The 14,032-nt window shown below is 74.6% G+C and carries 11 protein-coding genes and 1 tRNA gene; 9 read left to right on the top strand and 3 right to left on the bottom strand.

From position 1 onward, the window contains the following. The first annotated feature begins 389 nt into the window (after positions 1-389). The 6 genes from AC3ERT_RS29025 (at position 390) to AC3ERT_RS29000 (ending at position 8,829) form a co-directional block, all read left to right on the top strand. Positions 390-2,789: an asparagine synthase-related protein gene (locus AC3ERT_RS29025; protein WP_435177717.1), complete on the top strand. Its 2,400-nt coding sequence runs from the start codon at positions 390-392 to the stop codon at positions 2,787-2,789. A gap of 229 nt (positions 2,790-3,018) precedes the next feature. After that, positions 3,019-4,242, top strand: a complete 1,224-nt coding sequence (locus AC3ERT_RS29020) for a DNA polymerase III subunit delta' (protein WP_335970473.1) — start codon at positions 3,019-3,021, stop codon at positions 4,240-4,242. 399 nt (positions 4,243-4,641) lie between these two features. Further along, on the top strand, positions 4,642-6,015 hold the full coding sequence (locus AC3ERT_RS29015) for a hypothetical protein (RefSeq protein WP_435177715.1): 1,374 nt from the start codon (positions 4,642-4,644) through the stop codon (positions 6,013-6,015). A 267-nt stretch (positions 6,016-6,282) separates the two neighbouring features. Further along, positions 6,283-7,881 (top strand): alpha/beta hydrolase, encoded by a 1,599-nt coding sequence (locus tag AC3ERT_RS29010; protein WP_435177713.1) that lies wholly within the window; start codon positions 6,283-6,285, stop codon positions 7,879-7,881. Between the two features lie 175 nt (positions 7,882-8,056). Continuing rightward, positions 8,057-8,133, top strand: a tRNA-Thr gene (locus AC3ERT_RS29005). A gap of 258 nt (positions 8,134-8,391) precedes the next feature. Continuing rightward, positions 8,392-8,829: a LysR substrate-binding domain-containing protein gene (locus AC3ERT_RS29000; RefSeq protein WP_435177710.1), complete on the top strand. Its 438-nt coding sequence runs from the start codon at positions 8,392-8,394 to the stop codon at positions 8,827-8,829. 58 nt (positions 8,830-8,887) lie between these two features. Here AC3ERT_RS29000 and AC3ERT_RS28995 read toward each other — a convergent pair whose 3' ends face one another. After that, on the bottom strand, positions 8,888-9,772 hold the full coding sequence (locus tag AC3ERT_RS28995) for a helix-turn-helix transcriptional regulator (protein ID WP_435177708.1): 885 nt from the start codon (positions 9,770-9,772) through the stop codon (positions 8,888-8,890). A gap of 236 nt (positions 9,773-10,008) precedes the next feature. Here AC3ERT_RS28995 and AC3ERT_RS28990 point away from each other — a divergent pair, with 236 nt between their 5' ends. The 3 genes from AC3ERT_RS28990 (at position 10,009) to AC3ERT_RS28980 (ending at position 11,731) form a co-directional block, all read left to right on the top strand. Continuing rightward, complete coding sequence (locus tag AC3ERT_RS28990) at positions 10,009-10,329, top strand: carboxymuconolactone decarboxylase family protein (RefSeq protein ID WP_435177706.1); 321 nt, start codon at positions 10,009-10,011, stop codon at positions 10,327-10,329. 113 nt (positions 10,330-10,442) lie between these two features. Beyond that, positions 10,443-10,877 (top strand): cupin domain-containing protein, encoded by a 435-nt coding sequence (locus tag AC3ERT_RS28985; RefSeq protein ID WP_435128645.1) that lies wholly within the window; start codon positions 10,443-10,445, stop codon positions 10,875-10,877. Next, positions 10,874-11,731, top strand: a complete 858-nt coding sequence (locus AC3ERT_RS28980) for an aldo/keto reductase (RefSeq protein ID WP_435128642.1) — start codon at positions 10,874-10,876, stop codon at positions 11,729-11,731. Before AC3ERT_RS28985 ends, AC3ERT_RS28980 begins: the two co-directional genes overlap by 4 nt. A 103-nt stretch (positions 11,732-11,834) precedes the next feature. Here the strand turns inward: AC3ERT_RS28980 and AC3ERT_RS28975 are convergent, their stop codons facing one another. After that, positions 11,835-12,419, bottom strand: coding sequence for a hypothetical protein (locus tag AC3ERT_RS28975; protein ID WP_435177704.1), 585 nt, complete (start codon positions 12,417-12,419; stop codon positions 11,835-11,837). 110 nt (positions 12,420-12,529) lie between these two features. Then, a complete protein-coding gene (locus tag AC3ERT_RS28970) occupies positions 12,530-13,888 on the bottom strand; it encodes a hypothetical protein (protein ID WP_435177702.1) in 1,359 nt (452 codons plus the stop codon). Positions 13,889-14,032 lie beyond the last annotated feature (144 nt).

Raw genomic sequence — 14,032 nt, 5'->3', positions numbered from 1 at the left:
GGGCCGTTGACCCCGTGGCCGGTTCTGTAAAGACGATTCCACGGCGAACTGCCGGTCCGGGACACGTTCCGTGACCGCCACCGATCATCGCGGAGGATCTGCCGGGCACTCGCGCGGCATATCAACTGCGGCATGTGCCGCGGACTTTGGCGCGAACCAGACGTTTCGCCGCCGGGCCGCGGCCGGCCGGCGCACGCCTCGGTCCGGGTGGGTCGTGTCCCCGGGCCGGGGGCGCGACCCGGCCCGGCTTGGTGCACCCGTGCGCCTCCTTGCGCGTCTCCACGTGGCAGCATGGTCTTTCGGACGTCAGACGTGGCGGCCCGGCGGGGTGAGCGGTAGCAGCAGCGGAACCGGGCCCTGCCGGCTGTCCACAGCCTGTGGAGGCGGCGATGCGGTGGTTGGTGGGGTGGAGCAGTGCCACCGCGGGTCCGTTGCCCGGTGCGCGGTCCCGCGCACTCCAGCCCGTCGGCGCACAGCTCCTGTGGGGCGAGGCCGATCCGCTGTGGGCGGTGGGGGACTGGCGCCCCGACGAGGTGCGCGTGGTGCACGCGGACCCGGGGGCGAACGCCAACGGGCGGGCCGGGGCGAACGGTTCCGCGGCCGGAACCGGCGGGTACGGGAGCGGCTCCTACGGCGGCGCGTCGTACGGCACCGGCTCCTACGGCGCGGCCGGATACGGCGCGGGGGGATACGGCGCGGCCGGTTACGCGGCGGCGAACGGCCTGGGCGGGGACGCCGGTTCGAGTGGCGCGGGCGCGTACGGCGGTACGGGCAACGGCAGTTCGCACGGCGTGGCCCGGCTGGCCGTACTCGGGCGGTGCGGGGCCACCGACACCGAACTGCGGGCCGGTCTGGTCGCGGCCCGCGGCGGCGCGCTGCGGCACGTCACCGCCTGGCCCGGCAGCTACACCGCGGTCCTCCAACTCGGCCGCCGCATCACGGTACTCGGCGACCTCGCCGGTGCCCTGCCGGTCTTCCACACCCGCTGGCGCGACGGCACCGCCTACGCCACGGCCGCACTCCCGCTGGCCGACCTGATCGAGGCCGGACTCGACGTCACCCACCTCGCGGCGACCCTGGCCTGCCCGGACGCCCCCGAGGCGCTGCTCGACGGGACGCCGTACCTGGGGGTGCGGCGGGTGCCGCCCGGCCATGCGCTGATCCTTCGCGACGGCGCACCCGAGGTCACCGGCTACGAGCCCGCCGCCTCCCTGGCCGCCGGCCACCAACCGGCCAGCGCGGCCGACGGGTTGGCCGCAGTGGAGGGCGTGCGCGACGCGCTGCTGGACGCGGTACGGGTCCGGCTGGCGCAGCCGCGCTTCGTGCCCGACGGCGCGCTGGACGGGGCCGGACCCGCGCCCGGGATCGGCGCGGACCTGTCGGGCGGCATCGCGTCCTCCACGCTGGCGCTGCTCGCCGCGGGGCTGCCCGGCATGCCCGGCACCCTGCCCGGCGCGCCCGGGTCGCTGGCCGGGGAGCGGCTGCTCGCGGTGACCTTCAACGACCTGGTGGGCGGGCGCGGCGACGGCGACGGCGGGCCGGACGGGCCGCACGCGCACGGCTCGGCCGCCGAACTGGAACGGGCCCGGGAGATGGGCGCCGACCCGCGGCTGCGGCACGTCGTGGTCCCCGGCGGACCCGAGGCGCTGCCCTACGCCGACCTCGTCGCCGGATGGGCCGAGGGCGCGGGCGGGCTCGGCGCGCTCACCGACGAGCCCGGGCCCGCGCTGGTCAGCGCCGAACGCCACCGGCGGCGGCTGGCCGCGGGCGGCGCGGACCACCTGATCGGCTACGGCGCCCGCCAGGTGCTCGACGCCCACCCGGCGCGGCTGGCCGACCTGCTGATGGACCGGCGCCGCCGCCACCTGCTGCGCCCGGTCGCCGCGCTGACCCGGGCGGACGGCGGCGGCACCCTCACCGGGTCGCTCACCTCCGTCACGGTGCCGCTGACCGTGTACCGCGCCGCGCGCCGGCTGGCCCGTACGCCCTACCGGCAGGGCGTCGACGACGTGGCGGCCGCGCTGCTGCGGCGGGACTTCGGGCTCGGCGGACCGGACGGCCCCGGGCGTTCGGGCGGCGGCGCGCTGTCCGCGTCGCTGGCCGCGATGGTGTGGGTCCGCTCCGGTCCGGCGGCGCGCTGGCTGACCGGGGAGGCGCTGGCGGAAGTATCGGTTCGGCTCGCGGACGCGGCGCGGCGGCCCTGGCCGCTGGAACGGCCCGGCGAGCGCCGCGCCCGTGCCGCGCTGGCCCGGCACGCCGCGAACTACCGGGTACTGGAGCAGGCCGCGGCCGTACCGAGCCAGCGGCTGCACGCGCCTTTCCTCGACAACCAGGTGGTGCGCGCCTGCCAGGCCCTGCCGGGCGCGCTGCGGGTCCGGCCCGGCGCGCGGGCGGAGGTGCTGCGGGTGGCGCTGTCGGGTGCGGGGGTGCACGGCCTGCCGAACGGCTGGGGCAGCGGCCCGTCCGCCGCCGCGGGGACCTCGGCGGTACGCGTCGGGCTGCGTGCGGCGCTGGACCCGCTGCTCGACCTGTTCGAGGCGCCGCTGCTCGCGGACGCGGGGCTGGTCGACGCCCGGGTGCTGCGCGGGGCGTTCCGGGCGGCCGCTTCGGGGGCGGCGGAGGACGGCGTCAGCGGCGCGCAGGTGCTCGCGCTGGAAGGGCTCGGCGAGATCGTGGCGGCCGAACTGTGGCTGCGGCGGCTGCTGGGGCGGCGCGGGTCGTGCTGGACGGGGACGGACGCGCCCGAGCAGCGCGCGCTGGCCGGGGGAGTCCAACGGCTCACGCTGTGACGGGGCGCGTGGCGTGCGGGCAGTGCCCGGGCGGGGCGCCGCCGCGGTGCCGTGCGGTGTGTGCGGTCTGCGCGGGTGCCGGTCGGCCGGGCGCGCGGGCCGGACTGTCCGGGGCGTCCCGCAGAATGGGGGAGCGGGCGGCGCCGTCGTACGGCAGCCGTCCGCACGCAGGGGCACCCGGGAACCGCCGGGCGCCGCCGGACGTGATGTGAGGCGAGGTGCGGTCGCGATGACCGTGTGGGACGACGTGGTGGGCCAGCCCGCCGTGGTGGCCGAACTGGCCGCGGCCGCCCAGGCCGCGGACGCGCTCGTGTCCGGCGGCCAGGGCGGCGAGCCCGGCGCCGCCCCCGCCAACGCCTCCCGGATGACGCACGCCTGGCTCTTCACCGGCCCGCCCGGCTCCGGCCGCGCCACCGCCGCGCGGGCGTTCGCCGCCGCGCTCCAGTGCGTCAGCCCGGACCGCAAACTCGGCGCGCCTCCGGGCTGCGGCTTCTGCGAGGGCTGCCACACCGCCCTGATCGGCACCCACGCCGACGTCGAGACCGTCCGCACCGACCTGCTCACCATCGGCGTGAAGGACACCCGCGACCTGGTCCGCCGCGCCTCCCTCTCCCCGGCGGGCGGCCGCTGGCAGGTGATCGTCCTGGAGGACGCCGGCCGCCTCACCGAGGGCGCCGCGAACGTGCTGCTCAAGGCGATCGAGGAGCCCGCCCCCCGTACGGTGTGGCTGCTGTGCGCGCCCTCCGTCGAGGACGCGCTGCCCACCATCCGCTCCCGCTGCCGGCTGCTGACGCTGCGCACCCCCTCCCCGGAGGCCGTCGCCGACGTCCTCACCCGCCGCGACGGCATCGACCCCGACCTGGCCGCCCGCGTCTCCCGCTCCACCCAGGGGCACATCGACCGCGCCCGCCGGCTGGCCACCGACGAGTCCGCCCGCACCCGCCGCGCCAACGTCCTGCGCCTCCCGCTGCGCATCGCCGACATCGGCGGCTGCCTGCGCGCCGCCCAGGAACTCGTCGACGCCGCGGGCGAGGACGCCAAGGCCGTCGCGGAGGAGGTCGACGCCAAGGAGACCGAGGAACTGCGCGCCGCCCTCGGCGCCGCGGCCGGCACCGGCGGGCGGATGCCGCGCGGCACCGCCGGGGTGATGAAGGACCTCGCCGACCGCCAGAAGCGCCGCGCCACCCGCACCCAGCGCGACACCCTCGACCTCGCGCTCACCGACCTCGCCGGCTTCTACCGCGATGTCCTCAACCTCCAACTCGGCGGATCACCCGACCGCGTGGCCAACATCGAGGTCATCGACGGCATCGAGCAGATCGCGGCCGCCTCCCGGCCCGAGCAGAGCCTGCGGCGCATCGACGCCGTGCTCGCCTGTCGCGAGGCGCTCGACCGCAACGTGGCGCCGCTCCTCGCCGTCGAGGCCCTCACGCTCGCGCTGCGCGCCGGCTGAGCCTTCTCCGGGGCCGGGGCCGGGGCCGGGGCGGGGGCCGGGGCGGGGGCGGGCCGGACGCCCGGGTCGGGCGGCGCCTGAGCCGGGCCGGGCGGGGCGGGGCGGACGCTCGGGCCGGGCCGCGCCTGAGCCGACGCCTGGGCCCGGGACCCGCGCACCCGGACCCGCACCCGGACCCGGACCGCACCTGACCGGACGCCCGGCACCCTCCTCCCTTCCTCACCGTTCCTCCCCTTCCTCCTCCCGCAGATCGTGACCTTGTCCTGCCTTCGGGTGATCACCGCGCCCGGGCGCAGCCGGGTACCGCCCACCGGGCGGCCGCCGATGCAAGGTGCTGGCAGCGCCCCCGCCACCCGCCGTGTCCCCGCGGAGCCGCTGCCGTCCCGGAAGGGCCCTGCCGTGGCCGACGCCGTACTCGTACTCCTCCTCCTGCCGGCGCTGGGCGCGGCCGTGCTGCTCGCGGTGCGCGCGCTGCGGTACTGGTACGGCCAGCGCGCCGGCCGGGTGTACGAGCTGCCCGTCGACCACCGCGGCACCCTGCTGCGCGCGGGCGCCTCGGGGGTGACGGCACTGCTCGCCGCGACCCTCGCCGTACCGCTCCTGCACGACGCCGGTGCCGTCCCGGGCCGTACCCGTGCCGTGGCCGCGCGCATGTCCCGGCCCACCGCCGTGCCGCCGACGCGCGTACGCACCCCGGCCGGCACCCCGGCGCCCGCGCCGCCGCCGGAACTGCGCCTCCTCGGGCACCCCGCGGGCGGCACCCTGGAGGAGCTGCGCGACGGCACCCGCGTATGGCTGCCGCACCGCTACACCACGCCGGCCGCGGCCGGCGTCGCCTATCCCGTCGTCATCGTCCATGCCTCCTCGCTCTCGTCGCCCTCCTCGGCGCGTTCCTCCTCGGCGCGCTCCTCGCCGTCCGCGGTCCCGTCCGGTTCGCCCTCGCCCGGTCCGTCGTCCGGTTCGTCCGCCGCCCGGTCCGGCTCCGCCGCCGCGGCGGACCTGTACTCCGCGTTCGCCGCGCAGACGGACCGCGGCCGTGCCAACTCCTTCCTCCTCGTCATTCCGCCCAGCTGCACCACCGACTCCGCGGCCGTCCTCACCGAAGTGGCCGCCCGCTACCGGACCCTGACCGCCCGCACCGCGCACGGCGTGATCGGGTTCGGCACACAGGCGCCCTGCGCCGTCCGCGAGGCGCTGTCCCACCCGGACCGCTACGCCGCCGCCGTCGGCATCTCCGGCGACTACCCCGCCATCGCCCGCCCGGCCGGCCGCTATCCGTCCCTCCTGCTCGCCGCGGCCACCACGCAGACCGCACAGCGCGCCTCCGCCGTACGGCTGCGCAACTCGCTCGGGGCGACCGGCGACCAGGTCCGGCTCTTCGACGGCGTACGCAGCGCGCGGGACCTGCCGGCCAAGGCCGCCGCCTACTTCACCGAGAAGCTGGACAGCCCGGCCCGTACCCCGACGGCGAGCCTCACCCCGACGCCCGGGTCGCCGTTCGCACCGAGCGCCACGCCCACGCCTACTGCCCCGGCCGCCCCGAAGGCCACCTCTCCCGCCGGGCCGCCCCGCCGCCCTTCCACCGCGACGGCACCCGCCAGGACACCTGCCTCGGCACCCGGCGCCACATCCGCGGCCACCACCAAGGCCCCGCGCACACCCCACTCCGCACCGGCGCCCCACGCGCCGTCCGCACCCCACTCCGCACCCAGGCCCTCCGCGTCCAGTTCCTCCGCGCCGCCGCCCGCGCACCGACCCGCCACGGCGCCCTGATCACGCACCGTCCACCCGTGCCGCTCACCCGCACCACCCACGCACCCACCCCTACCCCGCGCCCAACCGCGCCCGCACCCTCATCCGCCACTGTGGCCCGGCCAACCCCACCAGCCCCACACCTCTTGAATGCCCACCCACCCCCTCGTCACACCTCGTAACCACCCGTAAAACCCGGAATCACTCAAAAGGCGACAGGCGTGGCGAACCTCGGCGCCCCACGCCGGATACGCTCGCCTCACGTCAACGGGAGGACCCGAGCCGCCGATGCCAGCCGCCAAGCACTCCATGCGCCTGCTCCGCATGCCCGCCACCGTGATCGCGGTGACCGGGCTGCTGCTGTCCGCCTGCTCGGGAGGGGGCGGTCACAAGGCGGCCGCGGACTCGCCCGGCGCCTCCGCCGGGTCCACCGCCGCGTCCTCCGGGGCGGCCGGCTCCGCCGCGGGCGGCATCAGCGCGAACCTGGCGTCGTATTACAACCAGAAGATCAGCTGGCACAGTTGCGGCGTGTCGGGCTTCGACTGCGGCACGATGAAGGTCCCGCTGGACTACGCCCACCCCGTGGCCGCCGACGACCTCAAGCTCGCCGTCGCCCGCAAGGTGGCCACCGGCAAGGGCGGCAAGCTCGGCTCCCTCCTGGTCAACCCGGGCGGCCCGGGCGGCTCCGCGATCGACTACCTCCAGTACGCGGCCCTCGGCTACCCCTCCGCCGTCACCTCGCGCTACGACATGGTCGCCGTCGACCCGCGCGGCGTCGCCCGCAGCCAGCCCGTCGAGTGCCTCACCGACAAGCAGATGGACACCTTCACGGCCGTCGACACCACCCCCGACGACAGCGCCGAGATCAAGGCCGTCACCACCGCCGACCGCACCTTCGACAACGGCTGCGAACACCGTTCCGGCAAGCTGCTCGCCCACGTCTCCACCGTCGACTCCGCCCGCGACATGGACGTGCTGCGCGCCATCCTCGGCGACAAGAAGCTCAACTACATCGGCAAGTCGTACGGCACCTTCCTCGGAGCCACCTACGCCGGGCTGTTCCCCAAGAACGTCGGCCACCTGGTGCTCGACGGCGCCATGGACCCCTCGATCAGCGCGCTCGACAGCAGCCGCACCCAGGCCGGCGGCTTCGAGGTCGCGTTCGACGCCTTCGCGAAGGACTGCGTCGCCCGTTCCGGCTGCCCGCTCGGCACCACTTCCGTCGCCGACGCCGGCAAGCACCTCACCGCGCTCTTCGCCTCCCTCGACGCCCACCCGCTCAAGACCGGCGACGTCTCCCGCCCGCTCACCGAGGCCCTCGGCACCACCGGTGTGATCTCCGCGATGTACGACCAGTCCGCCTGGCCGAGCCTGCGCAGCGCCCTCACCGACGCGACCAAGGGCCAGGGCGACGCGCTCCTCCAACTCTCGGACAGCTACTACGAGCGCGACGACAGCGGCAAGTACAGCAACCTGATGTACGCCAACGCCGCCGTCAACTGCCTCGACCTGCCCCCCGCCTTCAAGTCCCCCGCCGACGTCGAGAAGGCGCTGCCCTCCTTCCGCAAGGCGTCCCCGCTCTTCGGCACCACCCTCGCCTGGTCGTCCCTCGGCTGCGCGTACTGGCCGGTCGCGTCGACCGGCCACGCCGCGAAGATCACCGCCGACGGGGCCGGCCCGATCCTCGTGGTCGGCACCACCCGCGACCCGGCGACCCCGTACGCCTGGGCGAAGTCCCTGGCGTCCCAGCTCTCCTCGGGCCACCTCCTCACGTACCAGGGCGACGGCCACACCGCCTACGCCCGCGGGTCCTCCTGCATCGACTCCGCCGTCAACGCCTACCTCCTGGCGGGGACGGTTCCGCCCAACGGCAAAACCTGCTCCTGACCCGCCCCCGCCCCGCAACCGGCCCCCCACCCGGCCCCGCCCGGCCCGGTGACCACCCCCGTGACCAGCCCCTCCCCATGATCCCCCCGCGGTCCCGACCACCCCCGGGAACCCTGTAGACTTTCCCCCGCTGCTGCTGACACCCTTGTCCGAAGCAGTGCACCACCCGCACCAAGCCGCCTTAGCTCAGTTGGCCAGAGCAACGCACTCGTAATGCGTAGGTCTCGGGTTCGAATCCCGAAGGCGGCTCCACCGGAACCCCAGGTCGCACAGTTCGCGACCTGGGGTTTTTACCTTTCGCCGGCGCTTCGTCTGTCCGACAGGCCGACCGGTGGCGCTTGCAGAGGTCCGAGGGAGCGCGAGGGGAGCGCAGCGGCGTCGGCACACCGACGTGGAAATACACATTCGCGAGGTGCAGTTCAGCGACGGCTACGTGCCGCTGCGCAGCGGCGAGATCGACGTCCTCCTGTGCTCCCGGCCCGTCGGGAGCCGGACCTGACCGTCGGACCGGTGCTCGTCCGCGAACCCCACGCGCTCGTCGTTTCGGCCCGCCACCCCTTCGCCCGACGCGCCTGCGTCCGCCTCGACGACCTCGCCCGCGACACCGTGCTGCGCTCACCGCGCTCCCTCCCCGACGACTGGGACGCGCACCACGTCCCGGCGCGCACCCCGGACGGCCGCCTGGTCGGACGCGGCGAGGATGGGGAGACCGTCCAGGAGCTCATTGCCCTGGTCGGCGCCGGACGTGGCGTCTACCCCGCATCCGCCCACGCTGCCGCCTCCTACGCCCGTCCCGACGTGGCCTACGTCCCGCTCGGCGACGCGCCGCCCTACGAATGGGGCTTCGTCTGGCGGCCGCCGGTGGAATCGGCCCGGCTCAAGGCCTTTCACCAGGCCGCACTGACCCACGTCGGCGGCGAACCCGACGGAGGCTGGGGCGTCCCCTGACCTGGCTGTCGCCGAGGGTCCGTATGTGTTCTGCCCGCCGCCGGTGTGGCCGGGGTGGTCAGGGTCCGGTGTCCGCTCGTTCCTGTTCCGTCGCGGCCCAGGACGCGAGCAGGAGCAGGGAGTCGTGGTCCGGGGTGCCCGGTTCGGCGCTGTACGCGGTGAGGGTCAGCCCGGCCTGGCCCGGTAGCTGCATGGTGTCGAAGTCGAGGGTGATCTCGCCGACCGCCGGGTGGCGGAACGCCTTGCGTCCGGTCTGGTGCAGGCGCACGTTGTGCTTGGCCCAGGCGGCGCGGAACTCGTCGCTGCGGGTGGCGAGTTCGCCGATGAGTCCGGTCAGTTCGGTGTCGGACGGGGCGCGTCCTGCTTCGGTGCGCAGCAGGGAGACGGTGGTGTTGACCGAGGTGGCCCAGTCGGGGAAGAAGCCGCGGCCGGCGGGGTCGAGGAACTGGAAGCGGGCGATGTTCACCGGGGCGGTGGCGGGGGCCGTGGCGGTGAACAGGGGGGCGTACAGGGCGCGGCCGAGGTCGTTGACGGCGAGGATGTCGAGGCGGCCGTTGCGGATGAAGGCCGGCGAGCCGGTCATGGACTCCAGGACCCGCCTGAGGCTGGCGGGGACGGTGGCCCCGGTCCGGCGGGTGGTGCGGCGGGTCGGCCGCCGGCGCTGGGCGGCGGCCAGGTCGTGCAGGTGGGAGCGTTCGGCGTCGTCGAGCTGGAGGGCGCGGCAGAGCGCGTCCAGGACCTCTTCGGAGGCCCCGGCCAGCTGGCCGCGTTCCAGGCGGGCGTAGTAGTCGATGCTGACTCCGGCCAGGAGGGCGACCTCCTCGCGGCGCAGCCCGGGCACCCGGCGGTTTCCACCGCCGAAGGCGGGCAGCCCGGCCTGCTGCGGGGTGATCCTCGCGCGGCGGGTGGCGAGGAACTCGCGGATCTCCTGGGCGGTGTCCATGCCGTCCAGGCTAGGCGGGGTGGAGCAGAGGTGGGGGGTCCTGTCAGTACCTGTAACGGCGGTGCCTTTCCCGGGCCTGTGAGCTGCGGTTTTCTTGAAGTCGGCAGGGATGCGGCGCCGCGCCGACGGCACCGCGGCCTCCGCTGGAGATGCCGTCGGGCCGCCGGTGGCAGACGGTGGGTCCGAGCCGTATCCGTGCCGGTCCATGTGTTCGTTTCGTTGCAGGGAGACATCCGATGGCCAAGTTGTCCGCACCCCAGGAGCTGGCCGGTATCGCGCCGAAGCTGGTCGAGGTCAGCAATGACGTGCTGTTCGCCGACGTGTGGGAGCGGCCGGAGCTGTCGCCGCGCGACCGGAGCCTGGTCACGGTCAGCGTGCTGGCGGCTCTGTACCGCACCGAGCAGCTCCCCTTCCACCTGGGCAAGGCGCTGGAGAACGGGCTGAGCGTGCAGGAGCTGTCGGAGGCGATCACACACCTGGCCTTCTACGCCGGCTGGCCCAACGCCATGACCGCGATCACGCAGCTGAAGAAGATCGCCGACGAGCGCTCCGCCTGAGCGCAGGCGCGCACGCGAGCCGGAAAGACGACATCCGGGAAGACGAGACCCCGGAAGACGGCACCCGCACCGCACGGTGAGGCGGGCCGAAACAGACGGAAAGAAAGAACGACATGGCCGGCAACGGATTTGACCAGATCTTCCCGCTCGGGGAGAAGAACGACGCTTACGCGCAGTACTTCGTCGGCCAGAGCTACCTGGCCCCGCTCGCCTCGGGAAGCGTTCCCGTCAGCAACGTCTCCTTCGAACCGGGCTGCCGCAACAACTGGCACATCCACCACGGCACCGCCGGCGGCGGGGACCAGATCCTGCTGTGCACGGCGGGCAGCGGCTGGTACCAGGCCGACGGCGAGGCTCCGGTCAGCATGGAACCGGGAAGCGTGGTCCGCGTCCCGGCGGGCACGAAGCACTGGCACGGCGCGAAGGCCGATGCGTGGTTCTCCCACGTCGCCTTCATCACGCCGGGCGAGAACGTCAGCAACGAGTGGCTCGAACCCGTCGCCGACGAGGTGTACGGGCAGCTGCCGAGGAACGGAGCGAGCGCATGACCGTCCTGGACGAGACCTACACCCTGGCGAACGGCGTCGAGATCCCCACGCTGGGGCTCGGCACCTGGTTCATCGACGACGACAAGGCCGCCGACGCGGTTCGCGCGGCCGTCGAGATCGGCTACCGCAACATCGACACCGCCCAGGCGTACGGCAACGAGCGCGGCGTCGGCGAGGGCGTGCGCACCTGCGGGGTGCCGCGTGACGAGCTGTTCGTCTCGACCAAGCTCGCCGCGGAGATCAAGGACTACCAGCATGCGGTCGACGCGATCGACGGCTCGCTGGCGAAGCTGGGCCTGGACCATATCGACCTGATGCTGATCCACAGCCCGCAGCCGTGGGACGACTTCCGCGGCGGCGACTACGCCCAGGGCAACCGTGAGGCGTGGCGTGCCCTGGAGGACGCCCACCTGGCCGGCACGATCCGTGCCATCGGCGTCTCCAACTTCCAGCAGCAGGACCTGGAGAACGTCCTGGACGGCGCGCGGGTCGCCCCGCACGTCAACCAGTTGCTCGTGCACGCCGGCAACACCCCTTCCGAGCTGCTGACCTACTGCGCGAGCCGGCAGATCCTCGTGGAGGCGTACTCGCCGATCGCCCACGGCGCGATCCTGAAGAACGCCGAGGTCAGGGCGATGGCGGAGAAGTACGGCGTGTCCGTCCCCCAGCTGTGCATCCGCTACACCCTCCAACTGGGCACGGTGTCGCTGCCCAAGACCGCGAACCCCGACCACATGCGGTCCAACGCCGAGGTCGGCTTCGAGATCTCCGGCGCCGACATGGACCTGCTGCGGAACCTGCGCGACGTGGACTACGGCGAGCACAGCGCCTTCCCCGTCTACAGCGGCAAGTGACGCGGCAAGTGACGCCCCCTGTACGGCGACAAGGCGCCCGACGTGCCCGACGCACCCGCCGCTCCCGACGCACCCGGCCTGCCGGCAGTGGCCACGGTGCTGCTCACCAAGGCCGCCGTCGGCGCTGACCATCCGCAAGGTTCCGCTCGAAGGCGCTGCGCCCGGCGGTGAACACGGCGAGGTCGATCGCGAGGAGCAGGCCGGCGACGGTCCACTTCGCGACTTCCCTGAAGCGGGTATGGACCAGCTCGACGTTCTGGTCGGTGTTGACGCGGATCTGCTTCTGGCGGGGATGGTGCGTCGCCGACGCGACGACGTCCCGTTGCCGGCCGCGGTGTCCGTCGACGGTCCAGCTGTAGAGGCAGGTCGGGAGGCCCTCGAAGGTGCCTCCCCTGCATTGCGTGAGGGTGGCCGTGACGGTGGCGGTGGGGCCGCGCATCAGCCGGTGGTCGCCGACCGCACCGTGCGCGAGGTGCAAGGCGCCCCACAGCGTTGCCGCACAGACGGCGGAGCAGACCACCCACACGTAGTTGCGGTGGAAGCCGTGCCACCAGGCCGTCTTCGCCGGCACCACCGCGATCACCACGGTGGCGAGGACGACCGATACGAACACTACGACGCGGACCCAGACGGCCCGTTCGTGGTCGTACCAGGGCCAGGCCGCCCAGAGCACGGGGAGTTGCCACACTGCGGCCGACCAGCTCCAGGCCGACCGCCCGGGGACCCGCCCGGTCCGCACCCGCCTGGTCCGCACCCGCCCGGTCCGCACCCGCCCGGTCCTGGTCCTCGCACCGCGGCTCACGCCGGTCCACTCCGGCGGTCCCCGACCGACCGCACGAGCCGCCGGACGCGGCGCACGAGCCACTGGACCAGGCGGAAGACCATGCGGATGCGGAGGTAGATGATGACCGTCAGGAACGTCCCGGCGGCCGCCATCATCGGGCCGTTGAAGATGAGGAGCACCACGAACAACAGCAGGGCGGAAAGACAGCCGATCTGCCGCAGGCGGGTCTGGGTCGCCGTCTCCAGTGCCGGGACCGGGCCGCTGCCGCCGAACTGCCGCCGTACGACGTCCCGCTTCCGCTCCAGGGCCTTCCGGTCGGGCTCGGGAGCGACGGCGTACGCCTTCTCGGCGAGCTCGATCACCGTCCGGCGCTGCTTCCCGTTCGGGATGAGCCCGACGTAGTGGTCCTGTAGGTCTCCGACCAGGTCGTCGAGCCCGGCGGCGAGCAGGTGCGCGGCCTCCTCGCACCGCGGGGCCGGGACGAGCGGGCCCAGGCGGGTCAGCTGTTCGAAGGCCGGCACCACCTCCTGCTCCACGAGCAGGACGGCGTCCTGGTAGCCGCGGTCCGCCCGCTTCCGCTCCACCGCGGCCAGCCCCTCGGCGACCGTCCGCACACCCTCCCGCGCCACCTCCTCGAACACCTCGGTGACCGGCCCGGCGAACACCGCGTGCCGCGCCCACCGCGCGCAGAGCTCGGGAAGCCCGGGCGCGAGGTCGGCGTCCGCGGCCATCTCGCGGAACGGGGAGACCAGCAACCGCGGCACAGCGGCGACGACTTCGTCCGCCTCCACCGCACCGAAGCGCGCGTCACCCAGCGCCCTGACCCGTTCGGCGACGTGCCGCGCGAACTCCGGTCCCCCGCACAGCGCGCCCCAGGCGTCCGCCGCCCACCCCCACAGCTCGACGCGCTCCTCCGGCGCGGCCTCGCGGTGCCCGGCCGCCGCCTCCAGCGCGAGGGCATGGCACCGCACCGCCTCGTCGTGCCGGCGGTGGACCGGGTCCGGGCAGGAGCAGCCGAGAGCCGCGCCGTCCCACAGCCACAGCAGTTCGTCGGCCAACCGCCGCCGCGGGTCCGAGAACGCCTCGAGTGCCGCGCGCACCTCCTGCGCGCCGAAGGGCCCGGCCAGCGGGGAACCGGCCGCGCCCGGCCAGGTCGCTGCCACGTCCTGCCGGTCCTGCCACTCCTGCCGGAACCGCTGTACGCCGGACTCCCGTGTGTCCGCCGGCAGACCGGTGACGGCGAAGGCGTTGCGCCGGTACAGCCGGATGCCGGCCAGGTCCGCGCACCATGACACCTCCTGCGACACCTCCTGCGGGGCCGGGCCGTCGGCGACCGGTTCACCGGGCGCGGCGCCGCGCATCGTCTCGGCCATCTGTCCTCCGTAGTTCTGTCCGTGCCGTGCTGCCGTCCCGCACAGGCAGGCGAGAACGGCCCGTGGGCCGTCGGTGTCCAGCTCACCCCGGGCACGGGGTTGTTCGACACCTCCGCCCCGGGGGCGAACAACGGCTCACGGGCC

Source organism: Actinacidiphila sp. bgisy145 (assembly GCF_057708125.1).
Note: the sequence above shows the minus strand (reverse complement) of the source record. Positions and strands in the feature narration are given on the sequence as shown.

Bases quoted from the DNA above. Each gene is read 5' to 3' on its own strand.
- AC3ERT_RS29025 (WP_435177717.1), top strand. From the start codon at position 390: ATGCGGTGGTTGGTGGGGTGGAGCAGTGCCACCGCGGGTCCGTTGCCC.
- AC3ERT_RS29020 (WP_335970473.1), top strand. From the start codon at position 3,019: ATGACCGTGTGGGACGACGTGGTGGGCCAGCCCGCCGTGGTGGCCGAA.
- AC3ERT_RS29010 (WP_435177713.1), top strand. From the start codon at position 6,283: ATGCCAGCCGCCAAGCACTCCATGCGCCTGCTCCGCATGCCCGCCACC.
- AC3ERT_RS28995 (WP_435177708.1), bottom strand. From the start codon at position 9,772: ATGGACACCGCCCAGGAGATCCGCGAGTTCCTCGCCACCCGCCGCGCG.
- AC3ERT_RS28990 (WP_435177706.1), top strand. From the start codon at position 10,009: ATGGCCAAGTTGTCCGCACCCCAGGAGCTGGCCGGTATCGCGCCGAAG.
- AC3ERT_RS28985 (WP_435128645.1), top strand. From the start codon at position 10,443: ATGGCCGGCAACGGATTTGACCAGATCTTCCCGCTCGGGGAGAAGAAC.
- AC3ERT_RS28980 (WP_435128642.1), top strand. From the start codon at position 10,874: ATGACCGTCCTGGACGAGACCTACACCCTGGCGAACGGCGTCGAGATC.
- AC3ERT_RS28970 (WP_435177702.1), bottom strand. From the start codon at position 13,888: ATGGCCGAGACGATGCGCGGCGCCGCGCCCGGTGAACCGGTCGCCGAC.